The sequence below is a fragment of the Microbacterium sp. SZ1 genome (assembly GCF_002362255.1).
Classification (GTDB): domain Bacteria; phylum Actinomycetota; class Actinomycetes; order Actinomycetales; family Microbacteriaceae; genus Microbacterium.
The window spans coordinates 151,744-170,918 of record NZ_LPVV01000003.1 but is presented as its reverse complement, the minus strand read 5'-3'; the positions used below and the strand labels follow the sequence as shown (position 1 = coordinate 170,918).

At 68.5% G+C, this 19,175-nt stretch carries 15 protein-coding genes; 14 read left to right on the top strand and 1 reads right to left on the bottom strand.

What is annotated here, in order from left to right; translation table 11 throughout:
• The first annotated feature begins 131 nt into the window (after positions 1-131).
• From AUC47_RS03065 to AUC47_RS03030, 8 genes are all read left to right on the top strand, one after another.
• The gene (locus tag AUC47_RS03065) at positions 132-1,796 is read left to right on the top strand and encodes an ABC transporter substrate-binding protein (protein ID WP_256999420.1); all 1,665 of its coding nucleotides are present in this window, start codon (positions 132-134) and stop codon (positions 1,794-1,796) included.
• Complete coding sequence (locus tag AUC47_RS03060) at positions 1,793-2,773, top strand: ABC transporter permease (protein WP_096713764.1); 981 nt, start codon at positions 1,793-1,795, stop codon at positions 2,771-2,773. The genes AUC47_RS03065 and AUC47_RS03060 overlap by 4 nt, the downstream gene beginning before the upstream one ends.
• Positions 2,770-3,684 (top strand): ABC transporter permease, encoded by a 915-nt coding sequence (locus tag AUC47_RS03055; protein WP_096713763.1) that lies wholly within the window; start codon positions 2,770-2,772, stop codon positions 3,682-3,684. The genes AUC47_RS03060 and AUC47_RS03055 overlap by 4 nt, the downstream gene beginning before the upstream one ends.
• Entirely contained in the window at positions 3,681-5,408 is a 1,728-nt protein-coding gene (locus AUC47_RS03050; protein WP_096713762.1) for an ABC transporter ATP-binding protein, read from the top strand. The genes AUC47_RS03055 and AUC47_RS03050 overlap by 4 nt, the downstream gene beginning before the upstream one ends.
• Positions 5,409-5,441: 33 nt before the next feature.
• Positions 5,442-6,611 carry a glycoside hydrolase family 1 protein gene (locus tag AUC47_RS03045; protein WP_096713761.1) on the top strand — a complete coding sequence of 390 codons (1,170 nt, stop codon included), beginning with the start codon at positions 5,442-5,444 and terminating at the stop codon, positions 6,609-6,611.
• A 61-nt stretch (positions 6,612-6,672) separates the two neighbouring features.
• Positions 6,673-8,214, top strand: coding sequence for a molybdopterin-dependent oxidoreductase (locus AUC47_RS03040; RefSeq protein WP_096713760.1), 1,542 nt, complete (start codon positions 6,673-6,675; stop codon positions 8,212-8,214).
• A gap of 51 nt (positions 8,215-8,265) precedes the next feature.
• Positions 8,266-9,855, top strand: a complete 1,590-nt coding sequence (gene metG, locus AUC47_RS03035) for a methionine--tRNA ligase (RefSeq protein ID WP_096713759.1) — start codon at positions 8,266-8,268, stop codon at positions 9,853-9,855.
• A 13-nt stretch (positions 9,856-9,868) separates the two neighbouring features.
• Positions 9,869-10,744 (top strand): TatD family hydrolase, encoded by an 876-nt coding sequence (locus AUC47_RS03030; protein ID WP_373557844.1) that lies wholly within the window; start codon positions 9,869-9,871, stop codon positions 10,742-10,744.
• On the opposite strand, the gene AUC47_RS03025 is transcribed toward AUC47_RS03030, so the two are convergent.
• On the bottom strand, positions 10,726-12,021 hold the full coding sequence (locus AUC47_RS03025; RefSeq protein WP_096713757.1) for an MFS transporter: 1,296 nt from the start codon (positions 12,019-12,021) through the stop codon (positions 10,726-10,728). The genes AUC47_RS03030 and AUC47_RS03025 overlap by 19 nt on opposite strands.
• A 54-nt stretch (positions 12,022-12,075) precedes the next feature.
• Between AUC47_RS03025 and rsmA the strand changes: the two genes are divergently transcribed.
• The 6 genes from rsmA (at position 12,076) to mmsB (ending at position 19,123) form a co-directional block, all read left to right on the top strand.
• Positions 12,076-12,945 (top strand): 16S rRNA (adenine(1518)-N(6)/adenine(1519)-N(6))-dimethyltransferase RsmA, encoded by an 870-nt coding sequence (gene rsmA / locus AUC47_RS03020; RefSeq protein ID WP_096713756.1) that lies wholly within the window; start codon positions 12,076-12,078, stop codon positions 12,943-12,945.
• Positions 12,946-12,954: 9 nt separating this feature from the next.
• A complete protein-coding gene (locus AUC47_RS03015; protein WP_096713755.1) occupies positions 12,955-14,022 on the top strand; it encodes an aldo/keto reductase in 1,068 nt (355 codons plus the stop codon).
• Positions 14,023-14,031: 9 nt separating this feature from the next.
• Positions 14,032-14,964 (top strand): 4-(cytidine 5'-diphospho)-2-C-methyl-D-erythritol kinase, encoded by a 933-nt coding sequence (locus AUC47_RS03010; protein WP_096713754.1) that lies wholly within the window; start codon positions 14,032-14,034, stop codon positions 14,962-14,964.
• A gap of 144 nt (positions 14,965-15,108) precedes the next feature.
• Positions 15,109-16,095, top strand: a complete 987-nt coding sequence (locus tag AUC47_RS03005; protein ID WP_096713753.1) for a LacI family DNA-binding transcriptional regulator — start codon at positions 15,109-15,111, stop codon at positions 16,093-16,095.
• Between the two features lie 152 nt (positions 16,096-16,247).
• Positions 16,248-17,768 carry a multiple monosaccharide ABC transporter ATP-binding protein gene (mmsA, locus tag AUC47_RS03000; protein ID WP_179297497.1) on the top strand — a complete coding sequence of 507 codons (1,521 nt, stop codon included), beginning with the start codon at positions 16,248-16,250 and terminating at the stop codon, positions 17,766-17,768.
• Positions 17,765-19,123, top strand: coding sequence for a multiple monosaccharide ABC transporter permease (mmsB, locus tag AUC47_RS02995; protein ID WP_096713751.1), 1,359 nt, complete (start codon positions 17,765-17,767; stop codon positions 19,121-19,123). The genes mmsA and mmsB overlap by 4 nt, the downstream gene beginning before the upstream one ends.
• Positions 19,124-19,175 lie beyond the last annotated feature (52 nt).

Here is a 19,175-nt window from a genome sequence, read left to right as displayed (position 1 = left end):
GTACTCCGCTCACGGCGCCGAGGGGTTGCATCACCAAAATGTATGCGCTTACAATCGCTCATGCGGCTTCGGTCGCAGGGCGTCCCGACCCGCGGGACCCCTTCATGACAGAGACGACATGAGGTGGCAGTGTGGCGAAGACGCACATGCTCCGACGCTGGCGCAGAGCAGCGATCGTGGGACTGGCGGCAGCAGCCGTCGTACTCAGCGGCTGCAGCATCCAGATCAGCTCGCAGCCTGACCCGTCGATCGGCGATGACACGATGCTCATCAACGCCGACAAGGGCAACCCGTTCTTCACGCGGAACTTCAACCCGTACCTGACGAACACGCGCACGGCGTCGCGCTGGATCTACGAGCCGCTGATCCTCGTGAACCCGCTCGACAACACGCTCAACCCGTGGCTGGCCGAATCGTGGTCGCAGCCTGACGCGCGCACCGTCGTCATGACGATCCGCGACGACGTCGAGTGGAGCGACGGCGAGAAGCTCACGCCGGAGGACGTCGCGTTCACGTTCCAGCTGCTCAAGGACAACCCGTCGCTCGACATCAAGGGCGCCTGGCAGCACCTCGAGAGCGTCGAGACCTCGGGGAACGATGTCATCATGCACCTGCAGGGTGACGACGCGCCGTCTCTGTCCATCCTCGGTCTCACCATGATCGTGCCCGAGCACATCTGGGCGGACGTGAAGGATCCGGGCACGTTCCGCAACGAGCAGCCGGTCGGAACCGGGCCGTTCGTGCTCGGCAACTACAACGACCAGCAGTACTCGATGGACAAAAACCCCGACTACTGGCAGGCCGACAGGATCCAGATCGAGCACATCATCCTTCCCGCCACGAACACGCAGCTCGACACGGTCACGCGCGGGTACGACTGGTCCTACTCGTTCATCTCGGACGTGGAGGGCACGTGGGGCGCCGCGAGCGAGCACAACACCTGGTGGTTCCCGCCGGGCGGCGTGATCGCGTTGCTCCCGAACCTCGAGGTCGCCCCGTTCGACGACGTCAACGTCCGCCGCGGGATCGCTCTGGCGCTCGACCGCGAGGAGATCGCGGAGACGGCCTCTGAGGGGTACATGCAGCCCGCAGGTCAGACCGGCCTCATCCTCCCGAACCAGGAGGAGTACCTCGACCCGTCCATCCCCGACGGCGGCATGATCACGCAGGACAGGGATGCCGCGCTCGCGGCCTTCGCCGAGTCGGGCTACACGCTCGACGGCGACCGCCTCGTGGGTCCCGACGGCGAGCAGCTGGAGTTCGCTCTCACCACGGCCAACGGCTACTCCGACTGGACCCGCGCCGCGCAGACCGTGCAGCGCCAGCTCGCCGACGTCGGCGTGAAGGTCACCCTCAAGCTCCCGCAGCCGGCCGGCTATCAGAGCGCCATCAGCAACGGCGACTTCGAGATGGCCATCGGCGGCATGGGCGGCGGCGACCCGTACCAGGCGTTCAACAACCTGCTGTCCAGCGAGTTCTACGTGCCGTCCGGGGAGCAGACCGCCAACAACTTCGAGCGCTACCGCTCCGATAAGGCCGACGCGCTGCTGGCGGAGTACCGCGAGACCATCGATCCCGCCCGTCAGACCGAGATCGTGCACGAGCTGCAGGGGATCGTCTACGACGAGCTCCCGGTGATCGGCATGTACTACGGCGGCATCTGGGGTCTGTTCAACGACGCGAAGTTCACCGGATGGCCCAGCGCCGAGGACCCCTACATGATCCCCCAGAACTACGACTCGGCACCGCTGCTGATCTTCACGAAGCTCGAGCGCGTGAAGGGAGACGACCAGTGAAGTACGTCCTCCAGAAGCTCGGCCTGTTCGTGCTCACCCTGTGGGCCGCTGTGACCCTGAACTTCTTCCTGCCGCGCATGATGCCGGGGTCGCCGGCGGATGCCGCGATCGCGAAGCTCTCGCAGAACGGTCCGGTGTCGGATGCGACGCGGCGGGCCATCGAGGCGCAGCTCGGCGTCCCGACCGGATCACTGTGGGACCAGTACGTGGCCTACCTCGGTCAGGTCGTGCGCCTCGACTTCGGCGTCTCGTACACGTTCTACCCGCAGAGCGTGTCGAGCATGGTCTCCACCGCGCTGCCGTACACGATCGGCCTCGTCGGCATCGTCACGGTGCTCGCGTTCGTGATCGGCACGCTGATCGGCGTCACGGCCGCCTGGCGACGCGGTACCTGGCTCGACACCCTGCCGACGCTGACCGGCTCGTTCCTCAGCACGTTCCCGTACTTCTGGACGGCCCTGCTGCTGCTCTTCTTCCTCGGATACGTGCTGCACTGGTTCCCCACGACCGGGGCCTATGCGGCGACGACGACGCCGGGGTTCACGGGCGACTTCATCGCCGACCTGCTGCGGCACGCCGTGCTGCCCGCCCTGACGATCCTGTTGACGTCGCTCGGCGGCTGGATCATCGGCATGCGCAACGCGATGATCAACACCCTCGGCGAGGACTACGTGACCTTCGCCGAGGCGAACGGTCTGCGCGGTCGCACGATCGCCCTGCGCTACGCGGCACGCAACGCGATCCTGCCGAACCTCACCGGCTTCGGCCTCACGCTCGGAGGCGTGGTCGGCGGATCGATCCTCGTCGAGCAGGTCTTCCAGTACCCGGGTATCGGTTACCTGCTCTTCAACGCCGTGATCGGGCAGGACTACCCGCTCATGCAGGCCCTCTTCCTGATGATCACCGTGAGCGTGCTCATCGCCAACTTCCTCGTGGACATCCTCTACGGGGCACTCGACCCGAGGACTCGCCGATGACCTCCACCATGAACGTCAAGGTGCCCACCGACCGGATCGCAGCACCCAGCCCCTGGCGCGCATTCGCCAGGATGGTCGGCACGCTGTGGTCCAACGGCAAGGCGCGGCTCGGCCTCATCATCCTCGGCCTGTTCGTGCTGGTCGCGGTGTTCGCGCCCCTGTTGGCCCCGTACGGCGCGAAGGACAACGGCTTCGAGCGCAACGCCGACGCGTCGCCCGAGCACTGGCTCGGCACGACGGCGGCAGGCGAGGACGTGCTGAGCCAGCTCATCTACGGCTCGCAGGTCAGCCTGCTGGTCGGACTCGCGGCCGGCATCCTCTCCACCGTCGTCGCCGTGCTGATCGGCCTCAGCTGGGGCTACATCCGCGGATTCGCGAGCGAGGTGATCGGCTTCATCGTAAACCTCTTCCTCGTCATCCCCGGCCTGCCGCTCATGATCGTGATCGCGGCGTACCTGCAGAACGGCGGCATCCTCATGATCATCGCGGTGATCGTGATCACCGGATGGGCGTGGGGCGCACGAGTGCTCCGCAGCCAGACGCAGTCGCTCCGAGGCAACGACTTCGTCGCCTCGGCGCAGTTCTCGGGCGACAGCCCGGCGCGCATCGTGTTCCGCGAGATCCTGCCGAACATGACGTCGATCATCGCCGGCACCCTGTTCGGCGCGGCGACCGCGGCGATCCTCGCCGAGGCCGGACTCGAGTTCCTCGGACTCGGCGACTCCAGCATCGTCAGCTGGGGCACGATGCTCTACTGGGCTCAGAACTCCAACTCGCTGCTCACGGGGCAGTGGCTGCTGCTGTTCGCCCCCGGCCTCTGCATCGCGCTGCTCGCGCTGAGCCTCACACTCATCAACTTCGGCGTGGACGGCATCTCGAATCCGCGCCTCCGTGAAGGGAAGGGCCGATGAGCGCCATGACCGAGAACGCCGCGATCGAGAACGACGTGCTGCTGCGGGTCGAATCCCTCTCCGTCGAGTACGCCTCGCCGGGTGCCACCCCCGTGGCCGCCGTGGACGACGTGTCGTTCACCCTGCGCCGAGGCGAGTTCGTCGGGCTCGTGGGGGAGTCCGGGTCGGGCAAGTCGACCCTCGGCTTCGCGCTGACCCGCCTGCAGAAGCCGCCGGCACGCATCAGCGCCGGACGCATCCTCTTCGGAGGGCGCGACATCAGAGAGCTGGATGCCGAGGAGCTGCGCCGTCAGCGCCAAGGCGGATTCGCGATGGTGCTCCAGTCGGGCATGAACGCGCTGAACCCGGTGCGCAGGATCGGCGACCACTTCCGCGACATTTCCGCCGCGCACGGTCATGTCGCCGGAGACGACCGCGACGCGAGGGCGCGGGAGCTGGTCGGCAAGGTCGGTCTCGACCCGAGCGTGCTCGCGAGCTACCCGGGCGAGCTCTCCGGCGGGATGCGGCAACGCGCCTCGATCGCGCTCGCCCTGTCGCTGGAACCGCAGCTCATGGTGTTCGACGAGCCGACCACCGCGCTCGACGTGCTCGTGCAGCACGCGGTCATGGACACGATCAAGGACTTGCAGCGCAGCGAGGGGTTCACGGCGATCCTCATCAGCCACGACCTCGGCATCGTGCTCGAGGCGACGGACCGCGTCATGGTGATGCACGAGGGGCGGATCGTCGAGGACGCGCCGAGCCTCGACATCCTGCACCGTCCGCAGGACGAGTACACACGGATGCTGCTCAGCCACTACGCCGACCCCCGGGCCGAGTCGATATCGATCCCCGGCTTCGTCGACCTGGGCACCCGCCGCCGCGAGGGCCGCGCGCGGACCGACGTCACCGAGACGGTGCCGACGGTCTCGCAGCGCGACACGCGTCGGGCGGATGCCGCGATCGTGCTGCAGGGCGTGTCGAAGGTCTACCCGGCGCGTCGACGCGGCGAGAAGCCCGTCACGGCGGTCGACGACGTGTCGTTCCGGCTGGAGCCGGGCGAGGCGCTCGCCCTGGTCGGAGCATCGGGGTCGGGCAAGTCGACGATCGCCAAGCTCATCACCGGCGTCGAGAAGCCCTCCGAGGGGTCGGTGCGCTTCGGCGATGTCGACGTCGCATCCCTCCGCCGCAGGGGCCTGCGCGATCTCCGCAAGGACGTGCAGATGGTGTTCCAGGATCCGTATGCGGCGCTCAACCCGTTGCACACGGTCGAGTACACGCTCAGCCGACCGGTGCGCAACTACACCGCCCTGCGCGGAGCCGAGGCGCGGGCACGCGTGCTCGAACTCCTCGAGACGGTCGGCCTCACGCCGGTCGAGCAGTTCGCGGCCAAACTCCCGCATCAGCTCTCCGGTGGCCAGCGCCAGCGCGTGGTCATCGCTCGGGCTCTGGCCAGCGACCCGCAGGTGCTCATCGCCGACGAGCCGGTGTCGATGCTCGACGTCTCGCTGCGGGCCGGTGTGCTCGCCCTGCTCGAGGACCTGCGCGAGCGGTGGGGCATCAGCATGCTCTACATCACGCACGACCTGCTGAGCGCACGACTCGTGACCGAGAACATCCTCGTGCTCAACGGCGGCCGCGTCGTCGAGCGAGGCGAGACGGCCCAGGTGCTGCAGCATCCGGAGGATCCCTACACGGTCCAGCTGCTCGACGCCGTGCCGAACCCCGCACGCGCCGAGCGCTGATCAGGACCACCCGCACTATCGAAAGGAGCACTCGTGCTCGCATTCCCTGACGGCTTTCTCTGGGGCGCTGCCACCGCAGCCCATCAGGTGGAGGGGAACAATACGACCAGCAACTGGTGGGTCATGGAGCACGCTCCGGGATCGCCCATGGTGGAGCCCTCCGGCGACGCCGCAGACCACTTCCACCGGTACCCGGAGGACATGCGTCTGCTCGCGGAGGCCGGACTCAACTCGTACCGGTTCTCGGTGGAGTGGGCGCGCATCGAGCCCGAGCGGGGCTTCGTCTCGCGCGCCATGCTCGACCACTACCGGCGGATGATCGACACCGCACGCGACAACGGACTCGACCCGACCGTGACACTCATGCACTTCACCGTGCCGCAGTGGTTCCAGAAGGACGGCTTCTGGCGGGCGTCGGATGCCGTCGACCTGTTCTCGCGGTACGTCGAGACGGTGCTCCCGATCCTCGACGACGTCACGTACGTCTGCACGATCAACGAGCCGAACATCGCGGCCATGCTCGCCGGGGGTGAGGATGCCTCGAACCTCGTCGCCTACGGCCTCCCGAACCCCGACCTGGCGGTCGCCGACACGCTGCTCGACGCGCACCACCGCGCGTCGGAGATCCTGCACTCCCGGTCCGGCATCCAGGCGGGCTGGACGATCGCCACGCAGGCGTTCCACTCCACCGGAGAACCGGGCGCCGACGAGATGCTCGCGGAGTACGGGGACCCGCGTGACCACTGGTACCTGGAGCAGTCGGCCGGCGACGACTTCGTCGGCGTGCAGGCCTACACCCGCACGTTCATCGGCCCGGAGGGTCCGCGGCCCGTCGCGACCAACGTCGAGACCACGCTCACCGGATGGGAGTTCTTCCCGGCGGCGCTGGAGCTCGGCGTCCGCAGTGCGTGGGAGCGCAGCGGCGGCGTGCCGGTGCTCGTGACCGAGAACGGCATCGCCACGGCCGACGACACCCGTCGCGTCGCCTACACGCAGGGTGCCCTGGAGGGACTGCACCGCGCGATCTCGGACGGCATCGACGTGCGCGGCTACCAGCACTGGAGCGCGCTCGACAACTACGAGTGGGCGAGCGGCTACCGCCCGACCTTCGGTCTGATCGGCTTCGACCGCGAGACGTTCGCCCGTTCGCCGAAGCCCTCGCTCGCCTGGCTCGGCGAGGTCGCCCGCCGCAACGCGCTCTGAGCACCGGCCGTCCGGGGGCCGCACGGCCCTCGGACGGCTGCACCGGGGTTACGCTCGGTCCATGAGTCACGCCATGACCGCGCAGCGCGGCAGCCGCCTCCGCTCGGCGGCCGCTGGTCTGAGCGCCGCGGTGGTCGCTGTCGGCGCCGGCGAGCTCGTCGCGGCGGTCGTCGAGCCGGCGGCCAGTCCGGTGGCCGTGATCGGCAGCGGCTTGATCGACCTCGCTCCCAGCTGGGCGAAAGATGCCGCGATCGCCCTGTTCGGCACGGGAGACAAGGCCGCGCTCATCACCGGCATCGCCGTCGTGCTCGCCGCGGTCGCCGCCCTCGCCGGCATCCTCGAGGCGCGCCGCGCAGGGCTCGGGTCCGTGGTGCTCGGCGCGCTCGGTGCTCTGGCCCTCGTCGTCGCGATGATCCGCCCGGGCGCCGGACCGTTCGCGTGGCTCCCCGGACTGATCGCGGGCGTTGTCGCCGTGGTGGCGCTGCGGCTGCTCATGCGCACGGTACGGCCGATCCCCTACGTCCGCACAGTGCCGGAAGAGCGCCGCCGCTTCCTGCTGTGGACGGCGGGTGTCGCGGCCACCGGGGTCGCCGCCCTCATCATCGCCGGCGTCGCCCGCGGCGCGACGCGGTCGATCGAGGCGGTGCGCTCCGCGCTCCGGCTGCCGCAACCCGCCAGTCCGGCCGCGCCCGTCGCTGCAGCCGCCGACCTCGGCATCCAGGGCCTCACCCCGGTGGTGACCCCGAACGCCGAGTTCTACCGCATCGACACGGCCCTCGTGGTGCCCCGCATCGACCCGGCCGACTGGCGTCTGCGCATCCACGGGATGGTGGAGCGCGAGGTCGAGATCGGCTGGGACGAACTGCTCTCGCTGCCCATGCAGGAGTCGCACGTGACGCTCGCGTGCGTGTCGAACCCGGTCGGCGGCGACCTCATCGGCAACGCGCTCTGGCTCGGTCACCCCGTGCGCGAGCTTCTCGCGCGCGCCGGGGTCGATGCGGATGCCGACATGGTGCTCTCCAGATCCTCCGACGGCTTCACGGCATCCACGCCGATCGAGGCGCTGATCGACGACCGCGACGCGCTGCTCGCCGTCGGCATGAACGGCGATCCGCTCCCGCTCGAACACGGCTTCCCGGTGCGGATGGTCGTCCCCGGACTCTACGGGTACGTCTCGGCGACGAAGTGGGTGACCGAGCTCGAGGTCACGCGATTCGACCGGGCGACGGCGTACTGGACGACCCGCGGCTGGTCCGATCGCGGGCCGATCAAACTGCAGTCGCGCATCGACGTGCCGCGTCGGAGCCAGCCCGTCGAGCCGGGCGACACGGTGATCGCGGGAATGGCGTGGCAGCAGCACGTCGGCGTCGAGGGAGTCGAGGTGCGCGTCGACGACGGGCCATGGCGTGCTGCTGAGCTCGCGACGGCGATCTCGGCCGACACGTGGGTGCAGTGGAGCATCCCGTGGACCGCCGAGCCCGGGTCGCACACCATCGAGTGCCGCGCTGTGAGCGCCGACGGCGAGACGCAGACCTCCGAGCCCGCCGCGCCGGCACCGGACGGCGCGCAGGGCTGGCACCGCGTGCAGGTGACGGTGGGCTGAGGCCCGTGACCGCGGCGTAACCGCCCCTGGCATCGCGCCTAGAATTGCTCCATGCCCGCAGGCGAATCCTTCTACATCACGACGCCCATCTACTACCCGTCCGACGTGCCCCACATCGGTCACGGGTACACCTCGGTGGCGGTCGACGCGCTCGCGCGCTGGCACCGCCAGGGCGGCGACGACACGTGGATGCTGACGGGCACCGACGAGCACGGTCAGAAGATGCTCCGCGCCGCCGCGGCGAACGGCGTCACCCCGCAGGAGTGGGTCGACAAGCTCGTCACAGAGGCGTGGTTCCCGCTGCTCGAGACGCTCGACGTCGCGAACGACGACTTCATCCGCACGACGCAGGAGCGTCACGAGGAGCGCGTGAAGAAGTTCGTGCAGGCGATCTACGACCGCGGCTACATCTACGCGGGCGAGTACGAGGCTCTGTACTGCGTGGGCTGCGAGGAGTTCAAGCCGGAGTCCGAGATCCTCGACGGAACCGGCCCCTTCGAGGGGCTCAAGGTGTGCGCGATCCACTCGAAGCCGCTCGAGCTGCTGCAGGAGAAGAACTACTTCTTCAAGCTCCGCGAGTTCCAGGACCGCCTCCTCGAGCTCTACAAGACGCAGCCCGACTTCATCCGCCCGGAGTCCGCGCGCAACGAGGTGGTCTCGTTCGTGCGTCAGGGGCTCAAGGACCTCTCGATCTCGCGGTCGGCGTTCGACTGGGGCATCGAGGTGCCGTGGGACCCGTCGCACGTCATCTACGTGTGGGTCGACGCGCTGCTGAACTACGCGACCGCGGTCGGCTACGGCGACGACCCCGAGACCTTCGACCGTCGCTGGCCGGCGTACCACGTGGTCGGCAAGGACATCCTGCGCTTCCACGCCGTCATCTGGCCCGCCATGCTGATGGCTGCCGGGCTCGACGTGCCCAAGGGCGTGTTCGCGCACGGCTGGCTGCTCGTCGGCGGGGAGAAGATGTCGAAGTCGAAGCTCACGGGCATCGCGCCGACCGAGATCACCGACGTCTTCGGATCCGACGCGTACCGGTTCTACTTCCTCTCGGCGATCGCCTTCGGCCAGGACGGCTCGTTCTCGTGGGAGGACCTCGCCGCGCGCTACCAGGCCGAGCTCGCGAACGGTTTCGGGAACCTCGCGTCCCGCACGACCGCGATGATCGAGAAGTACTTCGAGGGCGTCGTGCCGCCTCCCGCCGAGTATCTCGAGCAGGACCTCGTGATCCAGCGTCTCGTCGCACGTGCGACGACGGATGCGGATGCCGCGATCGAGCAGTTCCGCATCGATGAGGCGATCCGCGCGATCTGGACGGTCGTCGACGCCCTCAACGGCTATATCACCGCGAACGAGCCCTGGGCGCTGGCCAAGCAGGCCGCCGCCGGGGACGACGCTCAGCGCGAGCGCCTCGGCACCGTGCTCTACACGTGCGCCGAAGGTCTGCGCGCGCTGGCGGTACTGCTGTCGCCGGTGATGCCGCAGTCGACGGAGAAGCTGTGGATCGCGCTGGGCGCGGCAGAGAGCCTGGGGCGCCTGCAGGATCAGCCGATCCGAGAGGCGGGGGCCTGGGGCGCGCTGAAGCCCGGCACGAGCGTCAACGGGCTCGCCCCTCTGTTCCCGCGCGTCGAGCAGGCCTGACGGAGAGATCCCCGTGCCGGACACCTACGTGCAGCGCCGGGACGGCGACGGGCGCAAGGACCTGCGATACCCCGCGGCTCCCGAGCCCCTCGTCGTCCCGGTCTACGACAACCATGCCCACCTCGAGATCCTCGACGGCGACGAACCGCTGTCGCTGGCCGAGCAGCTCGACCGGGCTCAGGCGGCCGGCATCGCGGGCGTCGTGCAGGCCTCGGGTGACATCGAGTCGTCGCGGTGGGCGGTGGAGGCCGCGGCATCCGATCCTCGTGTCCTCGCAGCGGTGGCGATCCACCCGAACGACGCCCCGGCGTACGCCGAGGAGGGGCGCCTCGACGAGGCCCTCGCGGTGATCGACGAGCTCGCCGCGCATCCGCGCACGCGAGCGATCGGCGAGACGGGTCTCGACTTCTTCCGCACCGAACCCGGGCGCCGCGGGCCGCAGTTCGCGTCGTTCGAGGCGCACATCGCACTCGCGAAGAAGCACGGCATCGCGATGCAGATCCACGACCGCAACGCGCACGAGGCGGTGCTCGAGACGCTGTCGCGGGTGGGCGCACCCGAGAAGACGGTCTTCCACTGCTTCTCCGGCGACGCGGCGATGGCGACCGTCTGTGCGGATGCCGGCTTCCACCTGTCGTTCGCCGGCAACGTGACGTTCAAGAACGCGCAGAATCTGCGCGACGCCCTCGCCGTCACGCCGCTGGACCGCATCCTCGTCGAGACCGATGCGCCGTTCCTCACGCCGACCCCGCTCCGCGGGCGTCCGAACGCGCCATACCTGGTTCCGATCACCGTCCGCTTCATGGCGGCGGAGCTCGGCCTCGACGTCGACGAGCTGTGCGCGCAGCTCGCCGCCAACACCCTCCGCGTCTACGGTTCGTTCGACTGAGCCGGTTCGTCCGACGGAGCCGGTTCGTCCGACGGAGATCTCGCGCTCACGATCTGCGAGATCGGCTTCCAGACGAGCAGCAGCGTGAGGGCCGCGCCCGCGAAGGCGAACCACCAGGGCGCGGTGAGCCCCCACACCTGCGCGATCACGCCGCCGAGCGCCTGCCCGATCACCATGCCGGCGAACACGCCCACCATGTTCACCGAGGCCACCCGACCCTGCAGTTCGGCGGGCACCAAGCGCTGACGAACGGTCGTCGAGATAGTCCCCCAGACGAAGGCGTACGCGCCGAATACAAACATGATCACGAGCGCGACCCAGCCGGTGGTCGTGAGTGCGAAGGCCAGGTGCATCAGCACCTCGAGCGAGAGCACCACCCGCATGAGGGTGGCGAACGACACATGCCGCTCGAGCCATCCGAAGCTCAGAGTGGCGAGGATCCCTCCGGCAGCGGATGCCGTGGTGAGGGCGCCGTACCCGATAGCGCCCATGTGGAGATGCTCCGTGGCGTACAGCACGAGAATGCCCCAGGGCGCAGCCCAGGTCACGTTGAAGACGAGGATGATGAGGACGAGGGTGCGCACCGGCGGGTTCTGCCACAGCCACCGCAGACCCTCCGCGATGTCGGTGTGCACTCGGGGCTTCTGCACGACGCCGTCCTCGCCGGCCGCGCGCGGGGGAACCGGTGTGCGAGTCATTCGGGAGACGAGCACGATCGCGAGCGTCACGCACAGCACTTCGAGCAGGAAGGGCCATGCGGTGCCCGCCGCGAAGAGGAACGCTCCGAGCGGGGGCCCGGCGAACTGGTTCGCGACGAGATACCCCGCCTGGAGTCGGGCGTTGCCGAGACCGAGGTCGGCGCGGTCGACGATCATGGGCAGGAGGGTGCTGCTCGCGGTGTCGACGAAGACCTCGGCGGTGCCGTAGAGGAAGGCCACGGCGAGGACGATGCCGATGTTCGCGGTGCCGGTGATCAGAAAGCCGCAGAGGGCGCCGAGCACGACCGCGCGCGCCGCGTTCGCGACCATGACGAGCCGCCGGCGGTCGAACCGGTCGGCGATCGCCCCCGCGTGCAGGCCGAAGATCAGCCAGGGGAGGAACTGCAGGATCGCTCCGGACGCGACGAGCAGCGGAGACGAGGTCAGCGACGCGATCAGCAGCGGAGCGGCAGCCAGCGCGACGCCGTCGCCCACATTGCTCGTCCACGATGAGGCGAGCAGCCACCGGAAGTCGCGGCCCATGCGGCGGGGAGCGACCAGTTCACCGAGGGAGGGCATTCCTGAACCCTAGTGCGGACCGGCGACATCGGCCGGGTGGGGGAGAATGGACCAATGACCGTCACCCTGCTCGGCGCCACCGAGATCCGTCGCCTCGCCGCCGAGCTCGACGTCACCCCGACGAAGAAGCTCGGCCAGAACTTCGTCGTCGACGCGAACACGGTCCGCAAGATCGTGCAGGCGGCGCGCATCGACGCGGGCGAGCGGGTCGTCGAGATCGGACCGGGACTCGGCTCCCTCACCCTCGCGATCCTGGAGACCGGCGCCGCGGTCACGGCGGTGGAGATCGACCATCGACTCGCCGCTCGACTGCCGCAGACGGCGATCGACCACGGCGTCGAGCCCGATCGCCTCACGGTGGTGGATGCCGACGCGATGCGCGTCACGGAGCTCCCCGGCGACCCGACGGTGCTCGTCGCGAACCTGCCCTACAACGTGTCGGTGCCGGTGCTGCTGCACTTTCTCGAGACGTTCCCGTACCTGCAGCGCGGTGTCGTGATGGTGCAGGCCGAGGTCGCCGAGCGCCTCGCGGCGAAGCCGGGCTCGAAGATCTACGGGTCGCCCAGCGTGAAGGCGGCCTGGTACGGCGAGTGGAAGCTCGCTGGTTCCGTGTCGCGTCAGGTCTTCTGGCCGGTGCCGAACGTCGACAGCCTGCTCCTGGGATTCGACCGCTCCGACGGCGAGCGCGGTTCGGAGGAGGAGCGCCGACGGACGTTCCAGATCGTGGATGCCGCGTTCAACCAGCGCCGCAAGATGCTGCGGCAGGCGCTGTCGGGGATCTTCGGCAGCTCGGCTGCCGCCTCCGACGCGCTCGTCGCGGCCGGCGTCGCGCCGACCGCCCGCGGCGAGGACCTCACGGTCGACGACTACCAGCGTGTTGCGCAGCAGGTCGTCGAGGTCGGCGTGCCGGCCGCCACGGACTAATCTGGCACCGTGACCGACTCTCCTCGCTTCCGCCCGAACGTCCCAGAGCTCCACCGCCCGTACGCCGCCGACGAAGGCCGCTACCAGCAGTTCGAGTACCGTCAGGTCGGGTCCTCCGGACTGTACCTGCCCCCGATCTCGCTGGGGCTGTGGTGGAACTTCGGCGACAACATCCCGCTCGACAACCAGCGCGCGCTGCTGCGCCACGCGTTCGACCGCGGCATCACGCACTTCGACCTGGCCAACAACTACGGACCGCCCTACGGCTCGGCCGAGAAGAACTTCGGCCGCATCTTCGCCGAGGACTTCCGCCCGTACCGCGACGAGCTCATCATCTCGTCGAAGGCTGGCTGGGACATGTGGCCCGGTCCCTACGGCGACTTCGCGAGTCGCAAGTACATCCTCGCGAGCGCGCAGCAGTCGCTGACCCGCATGGGCCTCGACTACGTCGACATCTTCTACTCGCATCGCGTCGACCCCGTGACGCCCATCGCCGAGACGATCGGCGCGCTCGACACCCTCGTCCGACAGGGCAAGGCGCTGTACGTGGGCATCTCGTCGTACAGTGCCGAGCGCACCGCCGAGGCCGTCGCGGTCGCGAAGGACCTGGGCACGCCGCTCGTCATCCACCAGCCCGCGTACTCGATCCTCAACCGCTGGGTCGAAGACGGTCTGACCGAGACGCTCGAGCAGTCCGGACTCGGAGCCATCGCCTTCACGCCGCTCGCGCAGGGACTCCTCACCGACAAGTACCTCGGCGACGGCACAGCCGACCGCGCGCAGAAGCGCGGATCGCTGCCGGATGCGCCGCTCGGCGAGGAGGCGCTGCAGATCCTGCGCTCGCTGAACGAGATCGCCCGTGATCGCGGCCAGTCTCTCGCTCAGCTCGCGCTGCAGTGGACGCTGCGCAATCCCGTCGTCGCCTCGGCGTTGATCGGAGCCTCGCGCCCCGAGCAGCTCGACGAGAACATCGCTGCCGTCGGCGGTCCCGCGTTCACCGACGAGGAGCTGTCGCGCATCGACGAGCTCTCCGGTTCGATCGACGTCGACCTCTGGGCGACCTCCACCGAGCTCTGACGGCCGGTCATGACGTTCGCCGCCCCCGCCGAGTCCGTGCACGTGCGTGCGCCGGGCAAGATCAACGTCTATCTCGGCGTGGGCGGCCGTCACGACGACGGATACCACGCACTGGCGACGGTGTTCCAGGCCGTGTCGCTCTATGAGGACGTCATCGCACGCCATGCCGACGACTTCTCGCTCACGGTGTCGGGCGTCGACGATCCGGACACCGTACCGCTGGACGACCGCAACCTCGCGATGCGTGCGGCCAAGCTCCTCGCGGCGGCGGCCGACTATCACGGCGGCGTCGCGCTGGAGATCCGCAAGAGCGTCCCGGTCGCCGGCGGTATGGGGGGAGGGTCGGCGGATGCCGCGGCAGCCCTCGTCGCCTGCGACGCCCTCTGGGGCACCGGATTCTCGACGACCCGGCTGCACGAGCTCGCGGCTCGCCTCGGTGCGGATGTGCCCTTCGCGCTGCACGGCGGCACCGCGGTCGGCACCGGCCGGGGGGACCAGCTGAATCCCGCTCTGGCGCGCGGCCGTTTCGACTGGGTGCTCGTGCCGAGCGAACAGGGCCTCTCGACGCCGCTGGTCTACGCACGGCTCGATGCGCTCCGCGAGGAGGAGGGCGCGCTCGCCGACGACCCGCCGCTGTCCCTCGATGTGCCGATACCTGTGCTCCAGGCGCTCCGCTCCGGCGACCCCGAGCTGCTCTCGGAGAGCATCTACAACGACCTCCAGGAGGCCGCGCTGCACGAGCGGCCCGAGTTGGAGACGACCATCCTCCGCGGCATCCATGCCGGCGCCCTGCAGGGGATCGTGTCGGGCTCAGGGCCGACCGTCGCGCTGCTGTGCGCCGACGGGGATGCCGCGAGGACCGTGCAGGCATCGCTCGACGAGCACGGCATCGACTCGTTGCACGTGCACGGCCCCGTCGCCGGCGCGCGCATCATCGGCTGACCTCGACCCGTCCTGCGCTCTTCGGGTGACGTCGGGTGCGTCGTCGAAGTGCGTTCCCGCGCTCGCGGATACATAATGGTGTGACGATGTGACCGTGCACATGCGAGGAGGCCTGCGGTGTCGACTGCCTCCGAGCGTGCCAGGATGCCCAGCATCCGCGACGTCGCGCGTCTCGCGGGCGTCTCGCATCAGACGGTGTCGCGGGTGCTCAACGACCACCCCAGCATCCGCCCGGAGACCAAGGCGAAGGTGCTCGACGCGATCTCCGTTCTCGACTACCGGCCGAATCTCGCCGCGCGCGCGCTGGTCACGAGCAAGTCGAACATGCTCGGCATCCTGTCGGCGACGGTGGGGGAGTTCGGCCCCACGTCGTCGATCGTCGGGATCGAGGACGCGGCGCGCGAAGAGGGGTACTCCGTCTCGACGCTGAACCTCTCCGCGACCTCGCCCGAGGCCATCGGGAGCGCTCTCCGTCAGCTCGCTCGGGAGCAGGTCGACGGGATCGTCGTGCTGGCGCCGCAGGTGCGGGTGTTCCATGTGCTCCGGGCGATGGCGAGTGACACTCCCTTCGTCTCGCTGCAGACCGCGTCGGGATCGGACGGCGTGAGCCTCTCGGCCGACCAGGTCGCCGGCGCTCGCACCGCCACCGAGCATCTCATCGCGCTGGGGCACAGCGACATCGTCCACCTCGCCGGGCCGCAGGACTGGATCGAGGCCGAGTCGCGCATGCGCGGGTACCTGGAGGCGCTGCGGGAGGCGGACCTGCCGACGTTCCCGCCGATCCGCGGGGACTGGACCGCCGACTTCGGCTACTTCGCGGGGCAGGAGCTCGCCCGACGCCGGGACTTCACGGCTGTCTTCGTCGCGAACGACCAGATGGCCATCGGCCTCATGCACGGATTCCGCGACGCGGGGATCCGCGTGCCGGAGGACGTGAGCGTCGTGGGGTTCGACGATATTCCCGTCTCGGCACATGTCGCGCCGACGCTGACGACCGTGCATCAGGACTTCCCCGAACTCGGACGCCGGGCGGTGCGGCTGCTGCTCGCCCAGATCCGCGGCGAGGATCCTCCCGAGTTCGGGCCGCTGCAGACGACGTTGCGCACCCGGGAATCGGCCGCGGCTCGATAAGCGAACAATTCGCGTCGCGGTCTTGACACCGTCTCGGCGAGCGTAGACTATGTACCAATGTGAACGGTCACATCGACAGTGACCGCACGTAGCGAGGAAGATCCGTGAGCACCACAGCAACGTTGCCGGTCGTGTCTGGCCCCATCCTGGAGATGCGCAGCATCACCAAGGAGTTCCCGGGGGTCAAGGCGCTGTCTGACGTCTCCATCACCGTCCGCGCCGGAGAGATCCACGCGATCTGCGGCGAGAACGGCGCAGGCAAGTCCACCCTCATGAAGGTGCTGTCGGGTGTCTACCCGTACGGCTCCTACGACGGCGAGATCCTGCTGTACGGCGAGGAGCAGCGGTTCCGCGACATCGCCGCCAGCGAGCAGGCGGGCATCGCGATCATCCACCAGGAGCTCGCGCTCATCCCGGAGCTGTCGATCACCGAGAACATCTTCCTCGGCAACGAGATCCGCCGCTTCGGCCGCATCGACTGGCAGGCCCAGCGGCAGCGCGCCACCGAGCTGCTCGCGCGCGTCGGTCTCAAGGAGGATCCGGATGTCGCGATCAAGACCCTCGGCGTCGGCAAGCAGCAGCTCATCGAGATCGCGAAGGCGCTGAACAAGGACGTCAAGCTGCTCATCCTCGACGAGCCGACCGCCGCGCTCAACGAGAACGACTCGCAGCACCTGCTCGACCTGATCCTCGGCCTCAAGGCCAAGGGCATCGCGTCGATCATGATCAGCCACAAGCTCAACGAGATCGAGCAGATCGCCGACGAGATCACGATCATCCGCGACGGTCGCACCGTCGAGACGCTCGACATCTCGCGCGGCGAGATCAACGAGGACCGCATCATCCGCGGGATGGTGGGGCGTTCGCTCGAGAGCCGGTACCCCGACCGCACGCCCGAGATCGGCGAGGTGTTCTTCGAGGTCAAGGACTGGTGGGTGCAGCACCCGTCGGTCGCCGAGCGCATGGTCGTCAAGGGGTCGAGCATCAACGTGCGCCGGGGCGAGGTCGTCGGCATCGCCGGGCTCATGGGCGCGGGTCGCACCGAGTTCATGATGAGCCTGTTCGGTCGCTCCTACGGCAACTTCCAGTCGGGCACGATCATCAAGGACGGCCAGGAGGTCGTCATCCCCGACGTCGCGTCGGCGATCAAGCACGGACTCGCTTACGTGAGCGAGGACCGCAAGGTGCTCGGACTCAACCTGCTCGACACGATCAAGCGCTCGGTCGTCGCAGCGAAGCTGTCGAAGATCACCCATCGCGGCGTCGTCGACGAGCGCGAGGAGTACACCGTCGCCGAGCGCTACCGCAAGGCGCTGCGCATCAAGACCCCCTCGGTCGAAGAGGGTGTCGGCAAGCTGTCGGGCGGCAACCAGCAGAAGGTCGTCCTCGCGAAGTGGATGTTCACCGACCCCGACCTGCTGATCCTCGACGAGCCGACCCGTGGCATCGACGTCGGAGCCAAGTACGAGATCTACGCGATCATCAACGAACTCGCCTCGCAGGGCAAGGGCGTCATCGTGATCTCCAGTGAGCTTCCCGAGCTGCTCGGCATCTCCGACCGCATCTACACCGTCTTCGAAGGTCGGGTCACCGACTGCATCCCGGCCGATCAGGCAACACCCGAGGCCCTCATGCGCAGCATGACCTCCGCGACTCAGAAAGCATCCGCATGACCACCGACCTCACGACAACGAAGCGTGGCTTCCACTTCGGCGACATCCGCAAGATGTTCGGAAGCAACGGCACTTCCTCGCTGCGCCAGTTCGGCATCCTCGGCAGCCTGATCGTCATCATCGTCCTGTTCGAGATCTTCACGCTGCTGCGGAACGGTCCGAACGGTGCGACGCTGACGCCGGGCAACGTGATCAACGTCATCAACCAGTACTCGTTCATCCTGATCCTGGCGATCGGCATGGTGATGGTCATCATCATGGGCCACATCGACCTGTCGGTCGGTTCGGTGGCCGCGTTCACGGGCATCATCGTGGCGAAGTCGATGGCCGAATGGAACCTCCCCTGGCCGGCCGCGATCCTGCTCGGCCTCGCCGTCGGAGCTCTGGTCGGCGCCTGGCAGGGATTCTGGGTCGCGTACGTCGGGGTGCCCGCGTTCATCGTGACCCTGGCCGGCATGCTGTTCTTCCGCGGAGCGCAGCAGTGGATCGGCGACGCGCAGACCATCCCGGTGCCCAAGGGCTTCCAGTACATCGGAACCGGCTACCTGCCTGAGATCGCGCTGCCGCTGCCCTTCAACGTGCCGACCATGATCCTCGCGCTCATCGGTGTCGCCTGGCTCATCTTCTGGGAGATCCGCACGCGCCGCATCCAGCACAAGATGGGCTCCGACTCGGCACCCGTCTGGGTCAGCACCGTCAAGGTCGTGCTGCTCTCGATCGTCGTGCTCGCCGCCGGGTGGATGTTCGCGACCGGCCGACCCGGCACGAGCTTCCCCGTCCCCGGCATCATCCTGCTGGCCCTCGTCATCATCTACTCGTTCGTCACCCGCAACACGGTCTTCGGCCGTCACATCTACGCGGTCGGCGGCAACCGTCAGGCCGCGCGCCTCTCGGGTGTGAAGGACCGCTGGGTCGACTTCTTCGTGATGATGAACATGTCGGTCATGGCCGCTCTCGCCGGCATGATCTTCGTGGCCCGCTCGCAGGCCTCGGGCCCGAACGACGGCACCGGCTGGGAGCTCGACGCCATCGCGTCGGTCTTCATCGGCGGTGCGGCCGTCGCCGGCGGCATCGGCACCGTGATCGGCTCGATCATCGGTGGTCTCGTCATGGCCTTCCTCAACAACGGCCTCGCGCTGCTCGGCCAGGGCGCCGACGTCGTCTCGATGATCAAGGGCCTCGTGCTCCTGCTCGCGGTCGGCATCGACGTCTGGAACAAACAGCAGGGCCGCCCCTCGATCATCGGCTTCATGACCCGTCGCTGGGGCCGCAAGGACGACCCCGAGGCGTCGCCGGTGTTCGAGCCCAACAAGACTTACCAGGCCCCACCCGTCGAGAAGACGCGGGGCGAGTAAGCGAATCCTCGTGCAGTGCTCGCGCGTTGGATCCGTCACATCACACAGAAAG